At 68.8% G+C, this 17053-nt stretch carries 10 protein-coding genes; 4 read left to right on the forward strand and 6 right to left on the reverse strand.

The window, feature by feature from the left end:
- Window positions 1–32: 32 nt before the first annotated feature.
- From ABT063_RS30365 to ABT063_RS30375, 3 genes are read left to right on the forward strand one after another with little or no spacing between them, the layout of a single operon-like run.
- Complete coding sequence (locus ABT063_RS30365) at window positions 33–1202, forward strand: restriction endonuclease-related protein (protein WP_351062673.1); 1170 nt, start codon at window positions 33–35, stop codon at window positions 1200–1202.
- On the forward strand, window positions 1199–4492 hold the full coding sequence (locus tag ABT063_RS30370) for a hypothetical protein (protein ID WP_351062675.1): 3294 nt from the start codon (window positions 1199–1201) through the stop codon (window positions 4490–4492). Before ABT063_RS30365 ends, ABT063_RS30370 begins: the two co-directional genes overlap by 4 nt.
- Window positions 4492–7263: an RNaseH domain-containing protein gene (locus ABT063_RS30375; RefSeq protein WP_351062676.1), complete on the forward strand. Its 2772-nt coding sequence runs from the start codon at window positions 4492–4494 to the stop codon at window positions 7261–7263. The genes ABT063_RS30370 and ABT063_RS30375 overlap by 1 nt, the downstream gene beginning before the upstream one ends.
- Before the next feature lie 116 nt (window positions 7264–7379).
- Here ABT063_RS30375 and ABT063_RS30380 read toward each other — a convergent pair whose 3' ends face one another.
- Window positions 7380–8771, reverse strand: a complete 1392-nt coding sequence (locus ABT063_RS30380; RefSeq protein WP_351062677.1) for a hypothetical protein — start codon at window positions 8769–8771, stop codon at window positions 7380–7382.
- Between the two features lie 522 nt (window positions 8772–9293).
- On the opposite strand from ABT063_RS30380, the gene ABT063_RS30385 reads away from it, so the two are divergent.
- Window positions 9294–9776: a hypothetical protein gene (locus ABT063_RS30385; protein WP_076968813.1), complete on the forward strand. Its 483-nt coding sequence runs from the start codon at window positions 9294–9296 to the stop codon at window positions 9774–9776.
- 458 nt (window positions 9777–10234) lie between these two features.
- Here ABT063_RS30385 and ABT063_RS30390 read toward each other — a convergent pair whose 3' ends face one another.
- The 5 genes from ABT063_RS30390 to ABT063_RS30410 form a co-directional block, all read right to left on the reverse strand.
- The gene (locus ABT063_RS30390; protein ID WP_351062678.1) at window positions 10235–10936 is read right to left on the reverse strand and encodes a restriction endonuclease; all 702 of its coding nucleotides are present in this window, start codon (window positions 10934–10936) and stop codon (window positions 10235–10237) included.
- Window positions 10933–11283: a hypothetical protein gene (locus tag ABT063_RS30395; RefSeq protein ID WP_351062680.1), complete on the reverse strand. Its 351-nt coding sequence runs from the start codon at window positions 11281–11283 to the stop codon at window positions 10933–10935. Before ABT063_RS30395 ends, ABT063_RS30390 begins: the two co-directional genes overlap by 4 nt.
- Window positions 11284–11976: 693 nt before the next feature.
- Window positions 11977–13881, reverse strand: a complete 1905-nt coding sequence (locus tag ABT063_RS30400) for a UvrD-helicase domain-containing protein (protein WP_351062682.1) — start codon at window positions 13879–13881, stop codon at window positions 11977–11979.
- Window positions 13859–15838 (reverse strand): ATP-dependent nuclease, encoded by a 1980-nt coding sequence (locus ABT063_RS30405; RefSeq protein ID WP_351062684.1) that lies wholly within the window; start codon window positions 15836–15838, stop codon window positions 13859–13861. Before ABT063_RS30405 ends, ABT063_RS30400 begins: the two co-directional genes overlap by 23 nt.
- Before the next feature lie 299 nt (window positions 15839–16137).
- Window positions 16138–16803 (reverse strand): hypothetical protein, encoded by a 666-nt coding sequence (locus ABT063_RS30410; RefSeq protein WP_351062686.1) that lies wholly within the window; start codon window positions 16801–16803, stop codon window positions 16138–16140.
- Window positions 16804–17053: the final 250 nt, after the last annotated feature.

Raw genomic sequence — 17053 nt, forward strand, 5'->3', positions numbered from 1 at the left:
CTTTTTTCGCTTATTTAACCGTTATGGGTCTCGTGGAACGGAACACCCTCCGATGGCGCCGTGACCTGGCGCTGACCGCGTGCTGCGCTGCCGCCGTCGCGGAAGCGGACCGCACAGGCGATCCGGGCCAGCGAGCAGCTCGCCTCATCGACTGTCTGGGAGTTCTGCGCTCGGCACACGGCGCCGGCGCAGCCGCCGCCGTGGATATGCGCGCGCTGCGGCGCGGCTTGCGCCACGGGCTCGCGCCTCTCCTGCCCGCCTGTTGCGAGGACGGTGACCCGCTCGGCGAGGTGAAGCTGCTGGACCAGGATGGTCTGCTGTGTGACGCAGTGGAGGACCTGGGCCGCGAACACCTGGTGCCTCAGCAGGCGTTGATGGAGTACTGGCCCTGGGCGCGCTTGCGTGCCGAGCAGGAGGAGCAGCAGTTGTACGCGGAGATCCGGCGCCTTCCGCCGGACGATTACGCGAAGGTGCGCGAGCTGCTGGCGAGTGATCCGGTGGCGGAGCAGGGCGTGCTCTGGGAGAAGTGGGGCGGGCTGTGGGGGCGGTTCGGGTTCTTCGAGCCGGTCTCGTCCTGGCCGTGGTGCAACGCGGCGGGCTGGTGCTTCCCGTGTCCTGCCTGTGCCTGGCCGATGCGCGCGCAGCCCGCCGGGCAGGGGGTCTTCGCCGTGGCGTGCGACGCCCATCTGCTGGAGGGAGTGCAGTACACCTACCGCCAGGTGCGGGGCGGCAGTGGCCCTCCGGTCCTGGAGGGCGGCGGTGGCTCAGCCCGTTGCGTGGAGGGCTTCCCCGCCGCCGGCGACTACTTGGCCGTCTCCCGGACGGTGTGGCGGTATATGACCCTGCCGGGGCGCATGGAATTCGCGATCCGGGATGCGCTGACGGGGATCGCCGGTCTCGACGTCCTCATGTACCCCGGCGGTGACCGCTACGACCTGCGCATCACGGCCGCCGAGCCGCTGGTGGCCAGGCAGTGGCGGGTGGATGCGAAGGCGTGGCGGTCCTTCGGGGCCCTGGCCGACGCCCTGCTGAAGCGTCCCGTGCTGGGCGCGCCGGTGCCGCTGACGATCGTGGTCCCCCACCGGCAGCGGTCCGACCTTCCGCTGCTGCAGGCGCGCCTTGCCGGGCGGCCGGACCTTGAAGTGATGACCGACAAGGACTTCGTCGCCAAGGTTCTTCGCTGGTGCCGGGGTGAGTCGTGAAGAGCGGCGATGTCCGTGAGGCGTTGCAGCGTTGCGCCATTGCGGCGTATCTCGCCCTGTCCGAGCAGTACTTCGCATTCGAGACCGTCGATGGCCGTCGCGGTGTGCCGCTGGACTTCGCACAGATGTTCGCCGCCCGGCGCACCGATGCATGGGGACGGTGGCGGTCGCTGCCGCGCGCCGAGTACGAGCTGGTGGGCCGGCTGTGGCAGGCGCTCAAGCAGGAGGGAGACCTGGCGCAGCCGGACACGTTCCGCGAGGCGGTCCTGGAGTACGCGGTGGCTTCCACTGCGCTGTTCCGGATTCCGGGGGAGTCGAACGCAGACGAGACCCACTGGTTGGTGGCCTGCCACGCGCAAGAGCCCCTCGTCCTGGCCGAGCATCTCGTCCAGGAGGCCGAGGAGTACCGGGCCATGCTCCAGAGGGCGCTGCCGACGGCCGGCGAGGGCCTGTGGGCCTTCGGGCGGGACCGTCTGTACACGGTGGAGATTCCTGCCAGCGAGAAGGACGCCTTCGTGGCCCCGGTCCGGTTGCGCACCGAGCCGTTCCTTGAGGAGGTGAGGCTGCCGCGACAAGCGGTGATGGACCGCGTGGTGGGCCAGGCAACTGCCCTGCCGGAGAAGTTCGGGTGGAAACCCGGTCTGCTTCAGGGGTTCTTCGACCGGCTCACGGACGCGTACGGGCGCACGGCGGCAGAGTTGCGGCTGCCCGCGGGGCCGATGACGCTGCTGAATGCGCCCACCGGAGTGGGCAAGAGCGTGCTGATGCGGGATGCGGCGCACCTGCTGGCCGCCAGCGGCCAGGGCCCGGTCCTCATCGTGGTGGGCCGCATCCGTGAAGGCCTGGGGACCGCCGAGCAGTTGGTCGCAGACCATGGGCTGGTCGAGGAGACGGCCGCCGCTGTACGGGACGCTGCCGAGCGGGCCGGCAAGCCGCTGCGGGTGGTGTCGTGGGTGGCGTCCTCACGCCACGACGACCAGGCAGCGCTCGCCTTCGCCCAGGGCCGCGAGGACCGCTTCGAGCAGTTCGCCGGCGGCTGCGAGATGACCGGCTGGCAGGTGGACGGCCCACGGCTGGACCGCACCAGGCTTCCCTGCGCCCAGTTGGAGTGGGTCGATGGTCCCGTCGAGCCGGAGCACGCCGGCAAGCACCTGTGCCCGCGCATGGGCGTCTGTCAGCGCTTCGAGCACATCCGGCAGGCCGCCGAGGCCGACATCATCGTCACCAACCACCACAACCTGATCCGTGGACGCTGCAAGGTGCCCGTCGAGGTGGACGGCGAGCGGACCGTCCATGACATGAGCGTGCTGGAGTTCGTGCTGCGGCGCTGCCGCGTCGTCATCATCGACGAGGTCGACGCCTTCCAGTCGACCTGGTGCACGCAGGGCGCGCAGGAGTTCACCCTCATCAGCCGCGGCCGGGGCCACGCAGGGCGGCTGGAAGAGGTCGACCGGCACCGAGGCGGCCTGTCGGCGCTGGAGAACCTGCTGGTGACCGGCCCGTTGATGGAGGCGCGCCGGCTCAGCGAAACCTTCCTGGACAACGTCCTTACCGGGAACCTCTACCTGGACTCCGAGCAAGAGCGCCACAATCGCCCGGGCTCCGGCTGGTACATGGTGGGCAAGAAGGATGCCGAGCTGTGCCGCGTCCTGACCGGCGCCTCTGCGGACGCTGAGATCACCGAAGCGGTGCACCAGGCCTACCTGGCCCTCCTCCCGGGCGAGCGGTCCGGTGCCGAGCTACTGGCGGGCTGGCAGCCGCTCGCCGATCAGATCCGCCAGGCCCTGGCCGGCAAGGTCAAAGGCACCCGCCGCAGCAGAAAGCTTGCGGTCTTCAAGGACTCCATCGCCCGCATCCTGGCCGACGCGCCGTTCAACGTGCCCGCCTCCAAACGCGCCGCTGTGGTCAACGATCTCCTCGTGCGGGCCTGGCTCGGTGCGCTCCACAACGAGCTCCACACACTGAAGTGGTCGATCCTGCCGCTGCTCGGGCAGCTGAACGCGGCCACCGACCTGGTCTCCACCATGGGGCTGCTCCCCCGCGACGAGCCGATCCCCTACGGGCCGCTCGGACAGAACCTGTACGGATTCAAGCTCGACAAGAACGCCAGCGGCACCGGCCGCCTCTCGCTGCAGTCCCTGGGCGGCGACCCGCACACCTCCACCGTCCGCCTCGGCGACACCGTCGCGCTGGCCACCGCCGGAGTACGGCGCAGCGTCCTGGGCCTGTCCGCCACCGCGTTCTTCCCCAAGGCCGCCCTGCAGCACGTGCACACCCTGCCCGCCTATGTGATGACCGACGCCGCTCCCGGCGCGGTCACCGCCCACGCCGGGAGCGTGTCGTCCACCGATTTGGGCTGGCAGCCCATCTCGATCGGCGGCGTGGAGGAAAAACGCAAACCCTCCGAGCTGCGCAAGCTCGCCGAACGGCTGTGGCACACCCAGATGTCGTCACACCTGGAGAAGATCGCCCGCAACGACCCGCGGCGGGAGCTGGCACTGCTGGCCGGGAACTCCTACTTCCACGCGGCGGTGATGGCCGCCGGGATCGCGGCCGCGTGCGGCCGCCCCGAATGGGTCGCGGTCCTCGTCAGCAACAACCAGACCCCCTCCGGGAAGGCCGTGAATCTGCCCGAGGGCGTGGTGCGGGTGACCATCGACGAACTCGAGGACCTGCCCGCCACCCACCCACGGGTGAAGGTGGTCTGCGCGCCGCTGTCGGTGGTCTCCCGCGGCTTGAACATCCTCATCCCCCACACCGACCGCTCAGCGCTCGCCTCCGTGTGGGTGGGCGTGCGCCCCCTCACGCACCTGCACGAGCCGGCCGTCATGTACGCGAGCATCAACGCCTGCGGCATCGCCTCCGGCACCGTCAGCGCCGATCCTGCCGGCATGCTCGCCTCCCAGCGCACCGCCGCCGTCCGCCAGCGGGAGTTGCTGCTGCGCACCGACCCGCGGTTCTCCCGCATGCCGAAGTTCCTCAAGACCGAGATCCTGGCGGGCATCCTCGTCGAACTCATCCAGCTGGCCGGGCGCGCACGCCGCGGTGGCACCCCCGTCGAGCTCTACCTGGTCGACCACGCCTTCTTCAACCAGCAGTTGGGCTGCGACTTCCCCCGGCTGCTGCGCTCCTACTACGGCCAGCTGGATGCGGACGAGCAGGAGATCCTGCGCCGCGTCTACGGCTCCACCCTCACCGCCTGGCTCGACCTCGCCCACAGCGAGGACCTGCTGCCCAACCCCGTCACTCTCATCCCCGCCCCGACCCCGGATGCTCAAGGACCCCAGTAATGCCGTCGAATGACACCCGCATGTCCATGCTGGCCGCGCCGTTGACCAGCGCGCTGATGGGCACCGTGTGGCTGTACCGCTTCCCGGACAAGATCGAGCATGAGTGGAAAAAGCTGCGTGCCGTCTACCGCGGCAAGACCGGGTCGGAGGCCAACCTGCCCTATGCCGGACTGCTGATGGTGCTGCGCGCCAGCGGTGCCACCAGCGCAACACTCAACCCGACCAGCAAGAGCAAGCCGCCCCAGTTCCTCGCCCTGTCCCAGAGGCTGTCACCAGCGCATCTGCGGGCCGCGGTGGCCTTGTGGGAGCAAGCCCTGCTGCAGACACCGGCAGACGAGATCTCTCTGGCCTACAACAGTGACCTCGCCGATCTGTTCGCCTCGGTGGAGCCCGAAGAGGTGGCGGTGTGGGACCACGTACGCCTCGGCCCGCACGCCGTGGACGCGGACGGCTGGGTGTGGGACGCGGCCGGCTGGAACCTTGCCTCGCTGGTGGCCGGGACCGGCCTGGCGGTCGACGGCCGCACCATCGCGCTGCGCCCGGACACCGAGAACAACGTCATGGTCTGGGACGCCGAGCACCTGTGGTCGAACAACTGGCTCGACGCCCGCCCCGCCAAGGACAAGAAGAACGACAGCCTCGAGAGGGATGCCGAGGAGGCCCAGGAGCCTGAGGAGTGGAAGATCCGGCGGCACTACGCCGCGCTGCGGGCGGAGGTGGCGATGAAGTCGCTGCACTCGCTTCCTGTACCGCTGGTGGTCATGACGCCTCGGGTTTCCCGGCTGAGCAATCAGATCAACAGCGCTCGCACCGCGTGGTGGGCGCCTCGTTCCCCCAGCCGCCCGCTGCTCTGCCTGAACCTGGGCGGCAAAGGCAAGTACACCCACCTCGAGCACACCAGCCGTCTGGCTCTCGACGCGTGGGTGCGGCTGATGGACGAGCCGGTATTCCCCCGCGGCCCCAAGGACACCGAGTTCCTGCCCGTCAGCGCCATGGATCTGTCCGGCGAACCCGGCGACTTCCGTGCGCTCATCCCCTTCTCGAAATCGTTCCCTCTCGGTAAGGGCGTCGGCCTGCACACCGTCACCGCCCTCGCCGAGCACTTGTCCGCCGTCACCGGCCAGGACCTCGTCAGCGGCACCCAGGTCGCCAAGGTCCTCTCGGTGGCCGCCCGCAAGACCGAGTACGGCCGTGACGCCACGCTGCTCGACGACACCGATCTCAAGGACATCATGGCCGCCGCGGGCTGCTCAAAGCTGCGCGTCCTAGCCCTGTACCAGCACCAGGAGATGCGCACCCGCATGCAGCGTCTGCTGGCCTACCACTTCGGTCGGCCCGACCTCGCAGACGGCATGCCCGACGACGAGATCGTTCAACTCGGCTGCCACACCGAGGTGCTGCTGCACCGGGCCCCTCAGCTGCTGTCCCACGGCGAGCACCATGACCGTCGCGGTGAGCTCACCGACGCCCTGCCCGGTCTCGCAGCCGAGGACACCGGGGCCGTGGCCCTGGTCGAGACCGAGTACGACGCCAAGGAGTGGGGCCGCCGGCGACGCGCCGCGCGCCGCGAGGAGGAAGGCGCCGTCGACCCCTACGCACTGGATGCCAAGCCGGAGGTCTCCCGGCATCTGGCCCGTCACGGCGTACTCGCCCAGTTCCTTACCCCCGAAACCAGAAAGCGGCGTTCGAAGAAGAAGGAGCGCGAGGCCGCATCCCTGCTGGAGGCCCTCGGCATGGAGCTGGCCGCGGACTTCCCCGGCCACCACGCCATCGGCGACATGCTGCGCTCCGCCGGCCTGGTCCACCCCCGCCTGACCCGCGCGATCTCCACCGGAGGCGGTCTCAAGGACCGCGTCGCCCACCTCGGCCTGCACATGCGCGCCCAGCTCGGCGACAGGCACGTCAACCGCACCGAGGAACCCAAGCTCATGTGGATCCTCACCGCGTTCGTGCCGGTCGGCGGGCACTGGAAGGCGCTGGCCTACCTGCCCGCCCATCGAGGCGGCAGCGGCGGCTGGTTCAACTACGCCCGCGCCCAGGCGCTGTCGCGCAGCCACCCCATCCCCGAGGGCAGCCGCGGCGACGACACCCTGCCCCGCCGCATCGACCACGCCCTGTACGAGCTGAGCCGGCACCTCGAGTGCGGCTACGTCCTCTACGTCTCAGGAGACTCCACCCGGCCCGTCTGGCCGCTGCTGGCGAACAAGAACGCCGACCTGCTCCCCGACAACGACGGTCTGGCCAACGGCAGGCCGGCACTGCCCGGCGCCACCCTCGCTCCCGAGCACCGGCCGCAAGCGGTCATCCGCACCACCTCCAGCGCCGACCCGAACATCCCGCTGCCCGCGCTCTTCCACGAGATCGACGAGGACGGCAACGTCAGCGACGGCGACAAGACCAGCAACGCACTGTTCCAACTCGACGGCACCGCCACCACGTTCCTCATGAGCCGCCGCCCGCACCAGATGGACGGCAAGACCCCCTCGGCCAAGTCAGGCCGCACGCAGGGGCGCTGGGCGTGCGATGACAAGGAGCAGCAGGCCGAGACCTGGTTCAACCTCACCGCGACCGAGATCGCTGTCATCCACCACCCCGACAACGCGAAAGCCCTCCCCTACGCCCTGACCGCCGCGAGGCTGTGCAACCACGCCCTGGCCTGGGAACACCGCACCCGCCACCCCCTGCCCATCCACGCCGCCATCCAGATGGACAAAAACCACCCCGAATACCGGCGCACCATCGACTGGGAGAGCGACGACGCCACCGGATGACCCACCGGACGCGATGCATGCGCGCGGCCACCGGTGGCGGCACCACGGCGGGATCGGATCGGCCTGCCGCGCGGGGCTGCGGACGGGCTGGAGGCGGAGAAAACGGTGCGGGTCTGCTATCGGCGGAAGCCTCGTCGGGGATCGCGGGCCGCACCGTTGCCGAAGGGCTCAAACCAGGAGTCCACACGGAGGTCTCCCGCTCCCAGGCGCTGGTTCGCCGGGTTGTCGGGATCCTCGATCCCGGCAAGGGAGGCGTCGAAGAGCATCAGAACGTCGTGGTCCTGGAAGAGGAGGTCGGAGCAGACATCCCAGCTGTAGTCGTCCTCGTGCCGGGGCAGGGTGTGGTGTTCATCGTCCGCGGACCGGTCCTCAAGGTAGGTGGGGGCGTCCTCGATGGCCAGGTGGAGGGCCATTTCCTCGGCGGTGCAGGTGGGTTCGGGCCAGCGGCCCTTGTTCAGGTCATCAGCGAGGTCGTCGAAGGCCCTGGCCATCCGCCGACGCCAGCGGTGATCAGCGGACCGGGTCAGCGGGGGGAGACGGTCGAAGACGGCCCAGCCGGTGGAGTGAGCGTCCGGCAGGTACTGATCGCCCAGCCGCGCGGCGTCGTCGAAGGCCTGGTCTGCGAGGACGGACAGGGCCGTGCTCAGCAGGTCAGCAGTGCGAGGGGTCAGTTGCCATCCGCAGGTCTCGCAGTCTTCCGACTTGCCGGCGCAGTCGCACTCGCGGATTGGGAACAGCGCCGCGAAGTTCGGTGTCGGCGTCTTGGCAGCGGGGCGGCTGCGCTCGTGGCGCAGCCGCCATCCGTGGTGGAACCGGATCGCCACCGGGGACGGGTTCCAGTCGGCGAGTTCGTCCCCGTCCTCGGGGCTGAGGACTTCGGCGACGCTCTGGTCCTCCAGGGTCTGTGTGCCGGGGACATTCAGATCGTCGGTGAGCGTCATGACGGCGCCGACGAGGTCACGCGGGTCGTCGTCTCCCAGGTCGGTTGCCTGCAAAGGCTCCCATCCGCGATCGGTGGCGGCCCGGATCAGGGCGTCCTCGTCGGTGACATGGAACTCATACAGGCGGGCGATCCGCACGACCTTCCCCGGCAGGTCTTTGAGCCGCGGGTGGCTGGACGGCTCGAACGGCACGGGCGCGGCATCCTGCGCACCGTCGGATTCGGGGTCTTCGGGTTCGACGACTTCGTAGAGCACTCCAGGGCCGGTCGGCCAGGTGCCGGTCGCGGCGTGGGTGACGGCCTGGCGCAGCGAGCCGGCCGGCGCGTCGGGCATGACGGCGGTCAATGCCCGCAGTTCGTCGTCGGCGCACGTGGCCTCGCGCCTGGCCAGGACACGGCGCAGGATGTCGACGGCCTCGTGCGCGTGGTCGGGTTCCTTGCAGGTCAGGACCGCAGCCAGGGAACGGGGGCCGTGGTCGTGGTCGAGCAGGGCCATCACGCGGCTCTTGCTGGGGGTGTGCTCGCACAGGAAGTCGACGGCCTGGGCTGTACGGGGCAATGCGGTCATAGCGAAGTCTCCACATGGCATGTTTGTGCACGGCCCGAACGGCGGGCGTGCCGGGCACGGAAATGGGATACCCGCTGGTTGACGCGGTACAAGCGCATCCCCGGGCGGTGGAAAGGAAGTTGATGGGGTCGGCTGGTGCCATCGCTGCGAACGACGGCCCGGGCCTGACTGGACAACACCGTACCCCGGCTGGCGCTGGCTCATCCGTCGGTTCGGCAAGGTTGAACAGTGCCAGCCGATCACGAAGAGCACGCCGTCAGGGCCTGAGCCGTTAAGGGCACCGCGCTTCTCAGCGCCACAACGACCGACCCAGCGAACTTCTGCGGTCACAGTGCCAGGCGCCTAAACATGTGACGCTGTGGCAGTTCCGCCCAGGCCGGCCGCAGCGCCGACGCACGGGTGTGCGGATGTCCGAGTCATCGGCTTCACCACGGCACGCGCTGCGGTCGGGTTGCCGCCACGCCAACCGATGCGCGACGATCGCGGTCCATACTCGCCGCGGGAGCAAGGCAGGAAGTCGCGATGCCGTGGGAAGATGGCAAGATCCGCTACGTGGGCACAGGAATGGTCACGCTCGCAGACGGGCGCGACGTTCCGGTCGTCGCCGCCCTGGTACTCAAGCTCGATCCCGAGACGGTGCCAGGCTTCACCTACGATCGTCACACCACCTGGGTGGGAAGCCTCCACACAGACACCGATGACGATCTGTGGGATGCCGCCCCCGGCCTGCTGACCCTCTCCGATGGCCGGTCCGGCACCTTCATGGCCACGAGCGGGCCGCCCGACCTCGTCGGCGTCTCCGGCATCGGCCCGGCCCCGTTCGGTCCGCTCCAGGACGCCCACACTGACTGGGAGCCACCCGAACTCGCCGTCGACGTTGCGCTGTCCCGCAACGAACCTGACGACGCGCAGCGGGCCGCCGACGAACGGGAGCGGGCACAACGACGCGGCATGTCGGCCCAAGAGCTTCAGGCCCGCTACCGCGTCCGGTGGATCCCCGACTGACGGCTGCCCCGGCACCGACTGCGGTACGCAGGCCGCGCTCCACTGCGACCCGTAACACCTCTTCAACCGGCACACGCCGGCTTCCCCCGGATCAACGCACACAACGGACTGCCGGGGCGCTGCCCGCATACGCGCCTACGTGGATGCACCACCACGCTGCGTTCACGTGCCCGCGGAATCCCTCCACCACCCGCACAGAGGCGGCTGCGCCTGGCTGTCATAAGCACCTCCGCCCAGTCGCCGAGAGCGTCACGACATCCTGTAGATGGAATCGGGTTCCACCGCCCGCTGGCCCACCGGAAGAGCATCACACCCTCGCACGCCGCGACTTTCACAACCCGGCACGCCTCACCTGAACCCGTCCGGTGAGTCCGAGAAACGGACGGTCGGCTTCCCGAAGTGCTTCGGGCGGAAGCCGGCCGCACATCTTCTTGCGATCTTTGCAGGAGCGGGGGGACTCAGGAGAGCTGGGAGGGTTTGCGGGGCGGAGGAAGCGCGGGCAGCAGTTCCCACAGCGGCCGCGATCCCGCGGCCCAGGAACCGAGCAGTTGGCGGTCGACGAGGTGCAACCGCTGCTGCCGGGCAAAGACGCGACCGGGCCGGGAGATCCTGCCGTTGGTCACCATCACCACGACATCCGCCTTGTGGACCGGGCGGCCCGTCCCATTGAGGACCTGCAGATCCGGGGTGCCCACCGCGGCGCCCCGCTCACCGTGCCGGCGGTGCTTGCACTGGATCACCCAGCGCCGGCCCTGCGGGTCGGTCGCCTTCACGTCGGCCCCCAGATCGCCCTGCCCGCCGACCTGGACAGCGTCGGCGCAGCCATCCCGGTTCATCAGGTCGCGGACGGCGTATTCGAACTGCCGGTGGGAGAGCGCATCCAGCTGGGCCAGCCCATAGCGCAGGGCACGCGCCCGCGCCTGCTCCCACTGCACACGCTGGGTCCGCTGCTGCCACCACCCGATGCCGGCCAGGACAGCGAAGACGGCCCCAACGAGCAGCAGCCACCAGTGCGCGAGCAGCCAGTTGACCACCATCACCACCAGGCCGACCGCTGCCACAACGACCACGGCCAGGACGGTGATCGGTGCGTCCTGCCGGCTGCGCCGGCGGCTGGGGCGCCGGGTGGTCCGTCGCCTGGCGGGCGGGCGCCGGGTCATCGCCCACCTCCCAGGGCAGAGAGGTCGATCGGGTACGACACGCTCGGTGCGGGCGCGGCCGTTCGTGGCGTGGGCGTGTCGAACCTGATCGGGTACGACACTGTCGGGTGCGGGACAGCCACCCGTGGAGCGTCGTTGGTGGTGTGGTCGAAGCGGATCGGGTAAGTCACCGAGGGCGTGGGCGGCTGGCTGTCCGTTCCGTCCACGGTCGAGGTGTCGCCGAAGCCGAGTACTGCCAGGCAGAAGACGGCGAAGACGGTCATCTCCCGCCGCGCACCCGGCGCCCACCGGGTGTGCCCGCGTACTGGCGTTCCGTCGGAGCGCACGTACGGCCGGACAATTGGCATGTGGTCCTCCCCCAAGGGCTCGTAAGTTCCTCGCGATCTCTGCCATGCTGGCGGCCGCCACTGACAGTCGATCAACCTGAGTGGCTCAACTCTGCTGGTTCCACGGCCAGTTCAAGACAGGCCGAACGGGATGCCCTGCTGTCGGGTCCCTACTGTCCGAGCCCCGCGTCGGGATGCCGAGTGCACTGGGGTACACGCTGCAGGGTCGCGGAAGGCTGATTCACCCAGGGCAGTCGGACCATGCCGAATGTCATGGCAGGGCAGAATCCCGGCTGCAGGCCCGGTCAGTGACCGAGCAAGCGGAGGGCGATCCGGCCATTTCGGTGTACAGCGCCCAAGTGGCGAAAAGTGAGAGTCAGCTGCTCGGGGTCTGGGGATCGGCCCTGCTGAGCGGGCCGCACTCAGCAGGCTTCTCCGTGCGCGCCCGGCGCGTCCCGCTGAGGTCGCCCTCGCGCCCTGAACAAAAGGGTGGCCCGCCGCTACGGGGGAAAGCGGCGGGCCAGCACCATCTCCGCGGTGCCACCGCCACGCACGCAGCGCACGCCGTGGCAGTGAAGTGACTGCCGTTCGGGTCCCGTTCGACGGCGGGCAAGCGGAGGGGCGCGAGGTCTGGCGCGCCGTTGCCGTTCATGCCCTGGCAATAGGTCCGGCCATGAACGGGGAACTGCTCTGCCCGCTCGGGCGATTGGAACCTCACCGCCCAGGGGCCACGCTCCGCACCAGCCACCCCCGGGCCTGTAGTGCCTCGATATGGGGTGCGATGCGGGTCCGGTGCGCAGCGAAGGCCAGCAGATGCGTGGGGCGAGTCGCTCCCACGAAGAGCAACTGAGCCGCTTTGCGCACGGTGATCGGGGCGTCGGCCACATCTTTCGACTGGGCCACCAGTGCGAGTGTCTCGTGGACGTCGTACTTACGGCCGCGGCTGTCGAGGCACTCCAGGATGAGGGTGGCCGCGTGCGTCTCGCCCTTGGCCCGCTGTATGGAAGTGGCCACCGACATCATCGGAGCCGCCTCCTCCACAACCGCTTCGGTTCGGGGAACGAGCGGCGGAATGTGGCGCAGGAGGTCGTCGATGCGGGGCGCGGTGAGCGGCGAAAGGTCGGCAAGCTGCGGCAGCACCCCTCGCAGGCGCCCCATCAGAGCGTTCCACTGCGCCGGGTCGTCGGTGTCCGCACTGAGCAGGTCGTGTAGCAGTACGCGCATCTGCAGGCCTGCCGAGTCGGCACGGCGTTCGATGCGCTGGATCGCGGGCAGGGCGTTGCCGGAGCCCTGCCGGAACGCTCTGCGCACAGCGTCCCAGGTCTGGACCGTTGCGGTGCGCCGGTCACCGGTGGCCAGCAGGGCGCGCGCTGCGCGGACGGTGGTGATCAGCTCGAGGGCGGGTTGTGCAGCAGTGTGCGAGGTGAAGGTGGGCAGGTAGCAGGTCATCGACTGGGGGAAGGCTTCGGCCTTTCCGGGGACCAGCCGTGAGGCCAGGATGCGTGGTGGTGCTGTGGCCAGCAGGTGGTCGGGGACAGTCTCGCGGGTCAGGCGCTCAAAGGCGGGGATGACGCCGGGTACGCAGTCATCGTCGAAGAGCAGCAGAGCGATGGTGCCCTGGGGCCCGGCACCGTCGATGGTCTGTCGGCGCTGGACGGTCAGCCGGCTGGCCAGGTCGGCGATCTGGGTGCCGAAGCGGCGGCTGACAGGGAGCTGGGCCGCGGAGGAGTGAGGAAAGGCCGAGGGCAGCAACGGCGCCTGGGTGCGGTCGGTGAAGATGCCCTGGTTGACGTCACCGGCTCGCTGTACGACGGTGCCGACTTTGCCGAAGACCTGGTCCAGGAGGTGCTGCTGCAGGTCGCTGGTGTCCTGCATCTCGTCGAGCAGGACGAACGGGAAGCGGTGCGCGGTGGCCTGGGCGATGTCGGGGTGGTGCAGGAGATGGTGCTCGGCGATGGCGAACATGTCGCTGTAGCGGAACAGGCCTTGGTCGGCGAGGTCGTTTTTGAGGCGGATCAGTTGCTGTCCGCTGGGGCTGGTGCTCTTGAAGGGCAGGGTCCCGGTTGGTCCTGTGGCGGTGAGTTCGCCGGCGTCACATATGTAGTGGGCGCCAGCGACAAGGTCCCGTCCGTCACGGCGGCGTTCGGTGTATGCCTTCAGCTTGAAGTAGCCACGGTGGTTGTCCAGCAGACGCAGGGCGGCATGTTCGTAGGCGGCGTCGTCGACGGTCTGGATGTCGATGCCGCGGGAACGCAGGGCGGGCAGGGCGAGGAAGGTGTTGGTGAAGGACTGGATGGTTCCGATGAAGTGAGGGAATCCCAGCAAGCGGCGTCCGGCTGGGGAGTCGGAGAGGCGGTGGGTGATCTCGCCCTTGGCCGTGTTGGTGTGGGACAGGACGCAGATTCCGCGGGTCGCTGAGGACCATCCTTGGGCGAGAAGGGTGAGTTTGAGGCCGATGAGGCTGGTCTTGCCCGACCCGGGAGCAGCTTGCAGATCGAGTGACTCGGCGCTCTGCAGGAAGTCCCATTGCTGCGGGTGGGTGAGTTCAAGTCCGCGCTGTGCAGCCAGGGCCTCGGCCTTGTCCTTGGCGAAGGTGTCAGGGGCGAAGGGAAGAGTCATAGGTCAGGCCGCCGGGGTGCACAGGTAATCGAACGCGGCCACCAGGTAAGGGGGCAGTTTCCTCGTCCGTGACCGGGGTGGACTGCAGCAGTCGGGCGGCGTGTTGGGCGGCAATGGTCTTGCTGGCCTCGTACAGGCGCAGGGGTTTGTAAATGTCCACCGCGGCGTCGGCCAGGGATGTGCCGCTGTCCTTCCACTGCTGCACCTCGAGCTGGGCCTCATTGTCGAGTTCAGCGAGCCTTTCCGCGGTGGGCCACTTGTTCTTGGAGGCGACGGCGGAGCGGACGGCCTGGTGCATGAGGGTGGCCATGGTCCAGGAGGCTGCGGCCAGGTCGTACTCGAGGGTCCAGTGGTCGGAGACGAAGGTGCGGACATTGCCGCTGTCCTCGGCCGTCAGCCTTGTCACATGCTTCTCGATCTGCTCGGCGCTCATCTCGGCCGAGCACTTCAGCTTTCCACGCATGTCCTGGGGGGTGCCTGCGGGTACCAGGTCGCGGTCACGGATGCAGGCCACGGTGACGGGTATCTGCGCGCCGTCACGCTGGAAGATGCGGCTGTAGCGGAACAGACCCACGCTGCCGACGTTGACGATGCTCACGCCGCATTCGTTGAACGAGCGGTCCACCGCCTTGGCGAGGGCCGGCAAGAAGATGGCCTCAGCGTCACCCTCCACAATGGCGACGCCGCGGGCGAAGAACAGGTTGGCCTTGGTGACGTCGAGGAAGCGGGAAAGGAATGCGTAGTCATCGGAGTGCAACCGGGTCTGCCCTGGGGCCAGGCTGAAGGTCGCACCACGCGAGACAAGCGTGAGGTGTTCCACCGGTGTGGCGGAGGCGAGGTTGGGACTGTGGGTGGTGCAGATGACCTGTACCGGCAGGGCCGGCTTGTCGCTGGCTTCTCCGGCGCGTTCGCGCAGCAGGTCCATGATGCGGGTCTGCAGTTGCGGGTGGAGATGGGCCTCGGGCTCCTCGATGAGCAGCAGCGGAGCGAGTTCGCTGTTATTCAGCAGGAGCAGTTCGGCGGCCATGAACAGCGCGTTGCTGTAGCCGAGTCCGTGCCGGGTCCACTCCTTGGAGCCTGCGAACAGACGCAGTTCCAGACGCTCCAGGGCACGGGCCAGGGTGGCGTCACCGGAGACGCCGATCTCACCGCGCAGGACGTCGGAGCCGATGGCGAACTTCTGCAGGTAGCTGGCGTTGATGTCGTCGCGGGCCGCGATGATGGCCTTGTTCTCGCTGAGGTGGTGCTCGGTGCGCTGCAGGATGCCGACCAGGGTCGTGGCGGTGTCTTCGACCGGGTCGAAGTCGCTTGTCCCCTGGTCCTTGATGGTGGGATAGCCGGCGAGGATCTGCGCCAGACGCGAGCCACGGCCAGAACGCAGCTCCGCTTCAGCGTCCCGCAACGGGCGCAGGTAGGTGGCTTTGAGCAGTTCTCGGGCAGTGCCGTCGAGGGTGGGACCCTGGCCGTCGGGGCCGGTGCGGGTGACGAGAGAGACCCTGCTTGAGTGCAGGGGGTCGATCAGCTGGGCCCGCACGGTGACGTACAGGGAACTTCTGCCGTCCTCTTCGGTGGTCAGCAGTTCAAGGAAAACGGCCTGCTCTTGCGGCGTGAGGTCTTTGAACCCACAGGTGAGGGTGAAGCTGTCGGCACGGTGGCCGTTGCGGATGTGGAAGTCGTCGGCAGTGATCCGGTAGTAATCCCCCGCCGTGGTCTGCAGACACAGGCGGATGGCATCGATGACCGCAGTCTTCCCGCTGCCGTTCTCGCCGACCAGGACGTTGGTGGCGGGGCCGAAGCCCATCCGAAGGCAGGTGTCTGTATCACCACCCTGCTGGGGAGCGGGACCGAAGATCCGGAAGTTTTCGGCAGACAGGCATGCCAGATACACGAAGCGGCCCCCCGATGGTTCCTGCGTTCCCACGTCCGGCATGACGCAGGCGCTCCAAGCCGCCTTCATCTCCCAACCGCTGGTCAGACGGACGGCTTTGACGCATCATAAGCACCTTTCCTTCACTCTATGTCCACAGTTTCAGAACTGTGTCACTTGCCGCACACGCCTCAGCCAGACAGAAACCCGCGCGCGATGTGCGCGGCCGCCAATCACCCACCCACCCGAACCACGTCCCTGTTCGATCAAAGCGACCACGTGGCCGGACTACTTCTGAGCGACGCCTCCTGTCCATTCCTGGCGGGTCTACTGCCGCACTTGCCGACAGGGCGAGGGTCGCACTGCCAGCCGTCAACCCATCGGCGGTCTCAGCAGGTTGACGGCGCTCGTCGTTGTAGGGCGCAGGGCCGGGTGATCGTTCGATTCTGTGCCCGATCCGCAGGGTGTTCGGGATCTTTCGAGGGGGCCGGCTGCCGATCTCCCCCTGGGTACGCCAGAGTCCAGTGCAGGTCTCCCCAGTTCGGGCAGGTGTACCAGGAGCTGAGCAGACCCGTCACGGTCAGTTGATCAAGGGTGTTGGGCAGGCGCGCGGGATGGGTTCCGCAGGCGCGTGCCATCTGGCCGGGTTCGGCCAGGCCAGTGCCGGTATCCGGGTCGGCGTTCGCTGTGAGGTAGAGGCTTGCCAGTTGCAGCTGTGGGCCGACCGTTGCCCCGGCTGTCGAGGCCGTGGTGGCGCGTAGTGCCCAGTCTGCGGCCTGCGTTCGGTCGGGGCCGGCAGGGGCCTGGCTGAGCAGTGCTGCGTCGAGCAGTTCGGCGACGACCTCGTTGGCGGCTCTTCCTGCGCCGATCCGTAGCCATCGTGCGTGTTCCAGGTCGCGCCACGGGTCTGGGTTGTCGAGGCGGAGGCTGCGCAGCATGCCTTTGGGCAGCCGCACACGCATGGTGGTGTTCATGCGTAGCGCGCACTGCAGTGCGAGCAGGCGCGCTGCGGCCGGGGTGCTTTCGGGGAGGGCGGCGGCGAGGTAGCTGAGCATTTCGCGGACTCGGATCCGGGCGCCTGGGCCCTTGGGCTGTCGTCTGCGGCGCCGGGTGGTTGCGGGATGTGGTGCGCGGGCGAGGGCTGCGTCGGGGACGACGGCGGCGTGTGCTGTGGCTGCGGCGCAGGTACTGCAGGCGTCGGCGAGTCGCCAGACTCGTCCGCCACGTTCGCGAGCGAGGAGGAGGCGGATCGGGCCGGCGCAGCCGCGGTGGCGGGGGTGCCAGCGGCAGCCGCGTTCGTGGCAT

The sequence above is a fragment of the Streptomyces sp. NPDC002838 genome (assembly GCF_040295365.1).
GTDB lineage: Bacteria > Actinomycetota > Actinomycetes > Streptomycetales > Streptomycetaceae > Streptomyces.